The sequence below is a fragment of the Roseibium sp. genome, from assembly GCF_039982295.1.
Taxonomy (GTDB): domain Bacteria; phylum Pseudomonadota; class Alphaproteobacteria; order Rhizobiales; family Stappiaceae; genus Roseibium.
This window is the reverse complement of the sequence record NZ_JBDWYP010000047.1, coordinates 44,022-52,771: the sequence shown is the minus strand read 5'-3', so window position 1 is coordinate 52,771 and position 8,750 is coordinate 44,022. Positions and strand designations below refer to the sequence as shown.

General features: G+C 57.7%; 8 protein-coding genes and 1 pseudogene. 7 read left to right on the top strand and 2 right to left on the bottom strand.

Annotated elements, in window-relative coordinates:
* The 6 genes and pseudogenes from ABJZ52_RS09520 to ABJZ52_RS09495 all read left to right on the top strand — a co-directional run.
* Window positions 1–123 (top strand): annotated as a pseudogene (locus ABJZ52_RS09520) (IS5/IS1182 family transposase); the annotation flags it as partial.
* Between the two features lie 292 nt (window positions 124–415).
* Window positions 416–1,861, top strand: coding sequence for a siroheme synthase CysG (gene cysG / locus ABJZ52_RS09515; protein WP_348186208.1), 1,446 nt, complete (start codon window positions 416–418; stop codon window positions 1,859–1,861).
* An 11-nt stretch (window positions 1,862–1,872) separates the two neighbouring features.
* The gene (locus ABJZ52_RS09510) at window positions 1,873–2,172 is read left to right on the top strand and encodes a DUF2849 domain-containing protein (protein WP_192110563.1); all 300 of its coding nucleotides are present in this window, start codon (window positions 1,873–1,875) and stop codon (window positions 2,170–2,172) included.
* A gap of 66 nt (window positions 2,173–2,238) precedes the next feature.
* Window positions 2,239–3,897, top strand: a complete 1,659-nt coding sequence (locus tag ABJZ52_RS09505) for a nitrite/sulfite reductase (protein WP_348186205.1) — start codon at window positions 2,239–2,241, stop codon at window positions 3,895–3,897.
* The gene (locus ABJZ52_RS09500) at window positions 3,884–4,645 is read left to right on the top strand and encodes a phosphoadenylyl-sulfate reductase (RefSeq protein ID WP_348186203.1); all 762 of its coding nucleotides are present in this window, start codon (window positions 3,884–3,886) and stop codon (window positions 4,643–4,645) included. Before ABJZ52_RS09505 ends, ABJZ52_RS09500 begins: the two co-directional genes overlap by 14 nt.
* On the top strand, window positions 4,626–5,273 hold the full coding sequence (locus tag ABJZ52_RS09495) for a DUF934 domain-containing protein (protein WP_348186201.1): 648 nt from the start codon (window positions 4,626–4,628) through the stop codon (window positions 5,271–5,273). Before ABJZ52_RS09500 ends, ABJZ52_RS09495 begins: the two co-directional genes overlap by 20 nt.
* A 61-nt stretch (window positions 5,274–5,334) precedes the next feature.
* Here ABJZ52_RS09495 and bla read toward each other — a convergent pair whose 3' ends face one another.
* Window positions 5,335–6,243, bottom strand: a complete 909-nt coding sequence (gene bla / locus ABJZ52_RS09490) for a class A beta-lactamase (protein ID WP_348186199.1) — start codon at window positions 6,241–6,243, stop codon at window positions 5,335–5,337.
* A 164-nt stretch (window positions 6,244–6,407) separates the two neighbouring features.
* On the opposite strand from bla, the gene ABJZ52_RS09485 reads away from it, so the two are divergent.
* Entirely contained in the window at window positions 6,408–7,295 is an 888-nt protein-coding gene (locus ABJZ52_RS09485; RefSeq protein WP_348186197.1) for a LysR family transcriptional regulator, read from the top strand.
* Between the two features lie 47 nt (window positions 7,296–7,342).
* Here ABJZ52_RS09485 and ABJZ52_RS09480 read toward each other — a convergent pair whose 3' ends face one another.
* Window positions 7,343–8,734, bottom strand: coding sequence for an aspartate aminotransferase family protein (locus ABJZ52_RS09480; RefSeq protein WP_348186195.1), 1,392 nt, complete (start codon window positions 8,732–8,734; stop codon window positions 7,343–7,345).
* Window positions 8,735–8,750: the final 16 nt, after the last annotated feature.

Genomic DNA, 8,750 nt, shown 5'->3' with positions numbered 1-8,750 from the left:
GGGCGATGCCGCAGGCTGGCAAAGGACTGGGAAAAATCCGTCGAAAGTGCCACCGCATGGGTCACCATCGCCAGCATCAGGGTCATGACACGCAGGCTCGCAACCTATTGTCAGGTCTCATAAACTTTTGAATCGGGCTCTGAGAAACAAGATCGAAGAATTCATTGAGGAATTTGCCGCTTAAGGCACTCCCGAGACCAAGATGCAAAACCGGCGGTCTTAGACCGCCGGTTTTTCGTTGTTTACGCAGAAGTCAGGCGCATGTTGGCGGGATCCAGATCTCTTTGCTGAGAGTCCCCGGAATGCGAAATCCTTTTCTCCTTGCATCGAAGCATTTGAAATGCGGTGCCCGAAGTTCTGGCGGTCGAACGACTAGATTTAGGTTCATGGATGCGATTGTCCGGGAGAACCGCCAATGCCAAGGCAGCGAGTAGATAAGTCTGAGCGACGGCTCGACGTGTTTCCGACCTTTTTCAAGGTGGCGGGAAAGCGCGTTTGCGTGGTCGGTCATGGCGATGAGGCTGCTGCGAAGGTGCGTCTTCTGGGTGAGACCAATGCCTCGGTTGAGGTCATATCCAAAGAAATAGAACCTGCATTGGCCGACGCCATCGTTGCGGTTGGTGGCAAGCATGTGGCCGAGGAATTCCGTCCGGCCCTGTTGAATGGTGCAGCACTTGTGTTCAGCGCCAGGGAAGACGAAGCGCTCGACAGCGCTGTTGTGCAGGCGGCGCGCATTTTCGGCGTGCCGGTCAACGCTGTCGACAAGCCGCATCTCTGTGACTTTTACACCGGGGCGCTCGTCAATCGTGCGCCCATAGCGGTTGCGATTACCTCGACCGGCGTCGGGCCCGTTCTCGCTCGCCAAATCCGCGCCCGCATCGAGACCATACTGCCGCGCAGCACTGGCGATCTTGCCAGGTTGGCTGAGAGCTTTCGCGATGCGGCCGTGAAGATGATCCCGGATGGCGTATCGCGCCGGCGATTCTGGGCGAGGTTTTTTTCCGGCAGTGTCGCGACCAGCGTCCATGCCGGCAACTTGGATAAGGCCCGTCAGGAGGCGCAGCGTCTTTTGAATGGCCCGACTGGCGAGCCCGGGTTCGTCTGGCTGGTGGGCGCCGGACCTGGTGCAGAAGATCTTCTGACCCTCAGGGCACAGCGGCTGCTTCAGGAAGCTGATGTTATTGTTCATGACGCGCTGGTGCCTGCCGCGGTCGTCGCCATGGGGCGCCGGGATGCAGAGCGCATTTCGGTCGGCAAGCGCAAAGGTGCGCATTCGGTCGCCCAAAAGGATATCAATCATCTCTTGGTCGACCTTGGCCGTGAAGGTCGGAAAGTCGTTCGCCTGAAGGCAGGCGATCCGATGATCTTCGGCCGGGCAGCGGAAGAGATGGACGCCCTTCGTGAGGCAGGCCTGGAGTTTGAAGTCGTCCCGGGTGTGACGGCCGCATTCGCTGCTGCAGCTTCGGCTCAATTGCCTCTGACCCTACGCGGCGTTGCGTCGACCCTGGTTTTCGCAACTGGCCATAATGCCAAGTCCGAAACCTTGCCTGAGTGGGCAGGTCTCGCCCTGCAGGGATCCACAGTTGCTGTCTATATGGGGCGCACGGTCGCCGCGGCCGTCGCCGACAAGCTGATTGCCGCCGGCATGGGTCGTGAGACCCCTGTGGCGATCATAGAAAACGCAGCCCATCCAGAAGAGCGCCAGTTCGCCGGCACTCTCTCTGATCTCTGCGTGCTTGAGGGCCGGGGCGACATCGACGGGCCCGTGCTGATTGTCATTGGCGAGGCGGTTGGACATGCCGCTCTCGAAAAAGCTGAACCGATTGCGGCCATGCCGCTGAAACAAGAATTTGCTGCCTAAGGAGAGAGGCAATGAAAGTCGTTACCGCAAATCGTTTGCTTGACGGAGAAGTTGTCTGGCAGGGCGCGGATGGTGCCTGGGTCGAGCTTCTTTCGCTGGCCCATGTTCTTGAAGGCAAGGACGAGGTGGCAAAAGCGCTCGAGCTTGCCGCGCAATCCATCGCGGACCGTGAAGTCGTCGAGGCCTACGCGATGGATGTTACCCAGGACGAGGGACGGATCGTGCCCGTTCGTCTGCGCGAGATGATCCGGGCCGCCGGTCCGACCACACACCCTGAACTTGGCAAACAGGCGCGCGTTTCTGCCGTCTGACAACCGAACGACTGACTGAGGAGGGGCAGCGCCTGAAAGACCGGCTGCGCCCTGATGGAGAGAGACATGTACCGCTACGATGAATTTGACCATGGGTTCGTCACCCAGCGCACGGAACAGTTCAAGGATCAGGTTCGCCGCCGTCTGGCCGGTGAGTTGACCGAAGAAGAATTCAAACCACTCCGGCTGATGAACGGCCTTTATCTGCAACTTCACGCATATATGCTGCGCGTGGCAATCCCGTATGGCACGTTGAATGGTCGGCAGATGCGCAAGCTGGCGCACATCGCGCGCACCTATGACCGTGGCTATGGGCACTTCACCACCCGGCAGAACATTCAGTTCAACTGGCCGAGGCTGGAAGACACACCTGCCATTCTCGAGGAGCTGGCGGAAGTCGAGATGCACGCCATCCAGACCTCTGGTAACTGCATCCGCAATGTGACTGCTGATCATTTCGCTGGAGCTGCTGCCGACGAGATTGCCGATCCGCGTCCCTATGCAGAAATCCTGCGCCAGTGGTCATCGCTTCACCCGGAATTTTCGTTTCTGCCGCGCAAGTTCAAGATCGCGATTACCGGTGCTCCAAATGACCGTGCAGCTGTCCAGGTACATGACATCGGCCTTCAGTTGGCGCGCGGCGAAGACGGCAATATTGGTTTCGTCGTGTTCGTCGGAGGTGGCCTGGGACGTACGCCTATGATCGGCCGAAAGGTGCGCGATTTCCTGCCGGAAGAGGATCTTCTCGCCTATTCCGAGGCGATCTTGCGCGTCTACAATCGATACGGTCGGCGTGATAACAAGTATAAGGCGCGCATCAAGATACTGGTTCACGAAACCGGCCTGGAAGAGCTGAAGGCTGACATCGAAGCCGAGTTTGAAAAGATCCGCTATGGCGTCTTGCGCTTGCCTGACGAGGCAGTCCGCCGTATCGAAGCCTATTTCGCACCGCCTCCCCTGGAAGTGCTGGCCGTCGATGACGCGGCTGTCGAAGCCCGCAAGGCAAGCGACCCCGCCTTTGCCCAGTTCTTGGCGCATAATTTGAATGCGCACCGCGTGCCTGGCCACACCAGCGTGACAATCTCCATGAAGCCAATTGGCGGCATTCCGGGCGATGCTTCTGATGCTCAGATGGATGTCATAGCCGACCTGGCCGAGCGCTATGCTCACGATGAGATCCGCATCAGCCATGAGCAGAATGTCATCCTTCCGCACGTGAAGATCGCCGATCTGCCAGCGTTGTTCGATACCTTGGTTGCAAATGGCATGGCAGAGGGCAATTCCGGCCTGATTACTGACATCATCGCGTGTCCTGGCATGGACTACTGCGCGCTGGCGACAGCACGCTCCATTCCTGTCGCACAACGGATTTCCGAACGCTTCGGCGGCCCGGACAGGCAGGCCGAGATCGGGGAGCTGAAGATCAAGATCTCAGGCTGCATCAATGCCTGTGGCCATCATCACGTTGGCCACATCGGCATTCTTGGCCTCGAGAAAAAGGGCGTGGAATTCTATCAGATCACGCTCGGCGGCTCCGCCAACGAGAACTCGTCCATCGGAGAAATCGTCGGACGAGGCTTTTCGTCTGAAGAGGTCGTTGATGCGATTGAGAAACTCGTCGACACCTATCTTGGTCTGCGGACGGCCAAGGAAGAAACCTTCCTGGAGGCGTATCGCCGGATCGGGGAGGCGCCTTTCAAGGAGGCCCTCTATGGCACTGCATGAGACATTCAGCATAGGCGTTGATCCGGAATTGGGTCTGCAGGCCGAAGTGGCGACCTTGAATGGGCAGTTCGTGGATTCCGATGCACAGGGCATTCTGCGAGCGGCAATCAGGCACCAATTCAACAGTGACATTGCGATGGTTTCCAGCTTCGGCGCAGACTCCGCAGTGTTGCTTCACATGGTTGCCGAGGTTGATCCCTCGACGCCCGTGATAATGGTTGATACTGGCAAGCTTTTTCCCGATACGCGGCGCTATCGCGACGAGCTTGTGGAAAGTCTGGGTCTGACAAATGTAGTTTCCCAGGTGCCGGAGGCGAGTGACCTGAGTGAAGTGGATCCGGGAGGCATGCTATGGATGAGCGACACGGATGCTTGCTGTCACGTACGAAAGGTGCTGCCGTTGACAAAAGCCTTGAAAGGCTATGGCGCCTGGATCTCGGGCCGAAAGCGGTTTCAGAGTTCTACCCGTGCGAGTCTGCCGTTTTTCGAGGTGGAAGATGGTCGGATCAAGGTCAACCCGCTCGCCGAGTGGGACGCTGCTGACATACTGGCCTATGCCAAGGCGCATGACCTGCCGCCGCATCCACTCGTGGCCAAGGGCTATCCGTCCATCGGCTGCCTGCCTTGTACGAGCAAGGTGAAGCCGGGCGAGGATCCGCGGGCGGGACGCTGGCGCGGACAGGAAAAGGTCGAGTGTGGCATTCACCTGCCGAGCCACGGAAGAGAACTTGACGGCAGCGGAATTTGAGATTGGTTCCGGTGAACTCTATGTCACCGGAATGCAGGGGATGACGCGAACCCCGGACCCAAGTGATCCGGGAATTGAAGGACGCGAAACAGACATGACGAAGATCTTTTCCAACGGCCAACTTTTTGATGAGGACTGGCTTGAGCTTGGGGCCGAGGATGTTGCGCCGAATGAAGGCAACCTTCTGGTGCCTTTTGAGCGCTTTCTATCGAATGCAGATACGTTCGCGGGCGTTAGTGCGCGGATCGCCGTTCTGGTTGGAGCTGGCGATGAGGTCGAACAGCTGAAAGACCATCTTGGGCGCCTCGCGCATATCGCTGTCGAGTTCCCCAAGTTTACCGATGGTCGCGGCTTTTCGGCTGCGCGGATACTGCGTGAGCAAATGGGCTACACGGGTGATATCCGCGCGATCGGTGACTATATCCTCGACCAGGTGCCCTTGATGCGCCGCTGTGGCGTTTCGAGCTTCCAGATCACCAAGCCGGAAGTCTTGAAGGCGCTTGCTGAGGGAGAGTGGCCGGAGGTTACCAAGTATCTGCAGCCGGTCGGGACGGTTGAGGAAGTTCCTGCGGGCACGCGACCTTGGGCCCGCCAGTCATTGCGTGAAGTCTCTCAGGCCGCCGAGTGACATGGTTCGTCGAAAATAAGACATTGAAGAGCCGAGGGAATGGCCCTCGGCTCTTTTGTGTTTAGGGCGTCAAGGCTTTCGTCAATGCCCGGCCGATTTTCGCGATGGCGGCATTGCGACTGCTCATATCGACATGAGCTTCGTCAAGGTATACCGCGACAAAGACAGCGCGATCCGGGCGAGGCCAGATAACGGCAATGTCCGCCCGAGACTTTTTGGCATCCGCGCCGGTCTTGTCGCCAATTTTCCAGCGCTGAGGTAGTCCTGCACGTAGCAGCGTATCTCCAACCTTGTTCGCGACCAGCCAGTCCGTGAGTTGCTTGCGGGAGTCAGCGGAGAGCGGGCCAGCAAGCAGCAGGGTTTTCAGCGTCGTCGCTGCAGCAAGTGGCGTTGTCGTGTCGCGAGACTCACCGGCGGGGACGTTGTTCAGCTCGGGCTCCCATCGATCCAGGCGGGTTTCAGTATCGCCAAGTTTCCTCAAGAAGGCGGTTAGGTTGGCAGGCCCACCGATCTCTTTCAGGATGTAGTTGGCGGCAGTGTTGTCGCTGATCGTGACCGCTGCGTTGCAGAGAGCCAGATAGGTCATCCTTTTGCCGATACGCTTTTTTGTAACAGGCGAATAGGGTGCGATGTCAGCGCGTTTGACTTGGACGCTTTTGTTTGGATCGGTTGCGCCATTTTCGACCTGAGCAAGAAGAGCGGCGCAAGCAAAAGCCTTGAAGGTGCTGTTGAGCGGGAACCGAACATCGCCTTTGTAGCTCCAGGCCGTTCCGGTCTTGTCGTCCAGAACGGCTATGCCAATTCGGGCGCCGTGACGTTTCTCGATTTCGATCGCCTGCTGAATGATCGGCTGTGGATCAAACCCCGCCGCATTCGAGGAAACAGGTAGAAGGGCCGATGTCACGATCGACAAGCTTGCCGCGAGGGGCAGAGAAAGCTGCGTAAAAGTCATGTGTTTCAGAGGGCGCATGCCACATTCCATTGAGCTGATAATGCGTTGAAGACGTGGACCTTCCCCTCGAAGAACGGTCCGTATCCTCCGAGGCAGGCGGACGATGCCGTGAAACAACCCCATGGACAAGAGATAGTTTCTGAGGGTAGCCATGAGAAAAACTTGGCCATAGGATATGCCATATGGAGATCTCACGGCTTCCTCTCAATGCTCTCAGGGCCTTCGAGGCTTCAGCGAGACTTGGCAGTTTCACAAAGGCCGGACTTGAGCTGCGTGTCTCGCAAACAGCGGTCAGTCATCAGGTGAAGGCACTGGAAGGGCTGCTCGGCATCTCCTTGTTCGAGCGTCTTCCTCGTGGTGTGACGCTCACTGATGAGGGGCAAACCCTGTTGCCTGTCCTCAGTGATGCTTTCCGGCGGTTGAGCGCGACCTTAAGCCGATTTGAAGATGGCAACTTCAAGGAGGTGCTGACTGTCGGCACTGTCTCGACATTTGCGAACGGTTGGCTGATACGGCGGTTGAAGGACTTTGCTGTCAGGCATCCTGGAGTGGATTTAAGACTGAAGACCAACAACAACAGAGCCGATCTGATGGAAGATGGTCTGGACTACTTCATCCGTTTCGGCGATGGCGCGTGGCACGGGACCAACGCTGTACACCTGATGGTGGCGCCGTTCTCGCCGATTTGCGCGCCGCAGATCGCGGATCGTCTGGTGCAGCCGGAAGATCTTCTCAATGAGACACTGCTGAGATCCTATAGGATCAACGAGTGGAACCAATGGTTCCTGGCTGCTGGCGTGCCTCTGCCAACCGTGCGCGGATGGATGTTCGACTCGTCAATCGCAATGGCCGGAGCAGCGTCTCAAGGAGCCGGCGTCGGGCTTGTCCCGGTGTCCATGTTTGAAAGCGAGCTGAAGTCCGGGCAAATCGTACAACCATTTCCACAAGATGTAGTTCTGGGCAGCTACTGGCTCACCTGGCTGAAGTCGCGGCAGGAAACACCACTCATGCAGGTGTTTCGAAACTGGCTGCAGCAAAATCTGGAAGAAACCGGCGCACAGTTCGATTGAGGCAGAAGGAGCGGGACCAGCCCGTTCTTTCGCGATCTTCAACTGCTCTAGAGCGTTCCGATGCGCTTCAACTCGGCATAGGTTTCGTCGAGGGTCTTGCGGGCAATGGTCACCAATTGATCAGCTTCTTCATGAGAAAGCACAAGGGGAGGCGAGATGATCATGCTGTCGCCGACGGCGCGCATGACCATGCCATTCTGGAAGGAAATGTCGCGGCAAAGCGTGCCGACAGATCCTTTTTCCGCGAATTCTTTTTGGCGATTACCTTTTTCAGGAACGAGTTCCATCGCACCCATCAATCCAGTCATGCGGGCTTCGCCAACCAGTGGATGATCCCCGAGTGCTGCCCAGCTTTTTTGAAGGTACGGCCCAATATCATCGCGGACGCGTTCGACGAGTTTCTCCTGCTGGATGATTTCCAGATTGGCAAGCGCTGCTGCAGCGCAGGCAGGATGCCCGGAGTAAGTGTAGCCGTGATAGAACTCTCCGCCCTTGTCGATCAGACCTTCGGCAACCCGGTCCGAAACCATCACGCCGCCCATCGGCAGATAGCCTGAGGTGAGTCCCTTGGCGATCGGCATGAGATCGGGCTCAAGGCCATAGTAGTCTGAGCCGAACCAGGTGCCGAGGCGACCGAAGCCGCAAATGACCTCATCGGCGACGAACAGAATGTTGCGCTCCGAGAGAATGCGCTTCACTTCCGGCCAGTATGTTTCCGGCGGGATTATGACGCCGCCAGCTCCCTGGATTGGCTCTGCAATAAAGGCCGCAACCTTGTCTTCGCCGATTTCATCGATAGCTTTTTCCAGCTTGCGTGCGACATGGACCCCGAAGTCTTCCGGACTCATGTCTCCGCCTTCGCCATACCAATAGGGCTGATCAATGTGATGCACCCCGGGTACGGGAAGGTCACCTTGTTCGTGCATTCCCTTCATGCCGCCGAGGCTGGTGCCAGCAAGCGTCGAGCCGTGATAGCCGTTCCAGCGCCCGATGATGACCTTCTTGTCCGGTTGTCCCATCTGGTCCCAATAGTGGCGGACCATCCGAAAGACGGTGTCATTGGCTTCAGAGCCAGACGAGCAGTAAAATACCCGGTTCATATGCTCGGGGGCGAGTTCCGCCAGTTTCTCCGCAAGGGCGATCGCAGGCGGGTGCGAGGTTTTGAAAAACGTGTTGTAGTAGCTGAGTTCGCTCATCTGTTTGTGAACGGCATCTGCTATTTCCTGTCGGCCGTGACCGACTTGCACACACCAGAGTCCCGCCATGCCGTCCAGGATGCGGTTCCCGTTGGAATCGGTCAGCCAGACGCCGTCTGCGTGAGTGATGATCCGTGTGCCTTCCGAATTCAATGCCTTCGTGTCGGTGAAAGGGTGAATGTGGTGGGCAGCGTCCACAGCCTGAAGGGCTGCAGTCGGATAGATGTTGGATACGGCCGACATTGGGATACTCCGGTAG

What these genes read in the sequence shown, in the direction of transcription:
- cysG (WP_348186208.1), top strand. Translation starts at nt 416, where the DNA reads ATGCCAAGGCAGCGAGTAGATAAGTCTGAGCGACGGCTCGACGTGTTT.
- ABJZ52_RS09510 (WP_192110563.1), top strand. Translation starts at nt 1,873, where the DNA reads ATGAAAGTCGTTACCGCAAATCGTTTGCTTGACGGAGAAGTTGTCTGG.
- ABJZ52_RS09505 (WP_348186205.1), top strand. Translation starts at nt 2,239, where the DNA reads ATGTACCGCTACGATGAATTTGACCATGGGTTCGTCACCCAGCGCACG.
- ABJZ52_RS09500 (WP_348186203.1), top strand. Translation starts at nt 3,884, where the DNA reads ATGGCACTGCATGAGACATTCAGCATAGGCGTTGATCCGGAATTGGGT.
- bla (WP_348186199.1), bottom strand. Translation starts at nt 6,243, where the DNA reads ATGCGCCCTCTGAAACACATGACTTTTACGCAGCTTTCTCTGCCCCTC.
- ABJZ52_RS09485 (WP_348186197.1), top strand. Translation starts at nt 6,408, where the DNA reads ATGGAGATCTCACGGCTTCCTCTCAATGCTCTCAGGGCCTTCGAGGCT.
- ABJZ52_RS09480 (WP_348186195.1), bottom strand. Translation starts at nt 8,734, where the DNA reads ATGTCGGCCGTATCCAACATCTATCCGACTGCAGCCCTTCAGGCTGTG.